Genomic DNA, 301 nt, shown 5'->3' with positions numbered 1-301 from the left:
AGCGACAGATGAGCGGCCCGGCCGGGCATCGTCACCTGGGTCAGGGGGCGCACCGCCTTCGACAGCGAGGCAAAGACGATGTTGCGGTCCTGCGCGATCACCTGGGCGCGAAGGGAGTTGGCGGTGTCCTTGCCCCAGATCTTCACCGCCTCCGGAATCATCGCCATCGCATTGATGATCTGGGAGTTGCGCGACATGGAATCGAGATGGATGTTGGCTTTGCTCTGATGCGCGTTGGCTTCGCCGAAAGCGGCGGCCGTCGCGCGCTGGTTGAGCATCGTGATCATGAGCAGCATCAGTG

1 pseudogene is annotated in these 301 nt (G+C 62.8%); it reads right to left on the bottom strand.

The window, feature by feature from the left end:
• Positions 1-301: pseudogene (locus EN807_RS34385) on the bottom strand (type I secretion system permease/ATPase); the annotation flags it as partial.

This window comes from Mesorhizobium sp. M5C.F.Ca.ET.164.01.1.1, from assembly GCF_004792125.1.
GTDB lineage: Bacteria > Pseudomonadota > Alphaproteobacteria > Rhizobiales > Rhizobiaceae > Mesorhizobium > Mesorhizobium wenxiniae.
The sequence above is the reverse complement of the archived record's forward strand: the minus strand, read 5'-3'. Positions and strand labels throughout refer to the sequence as shown.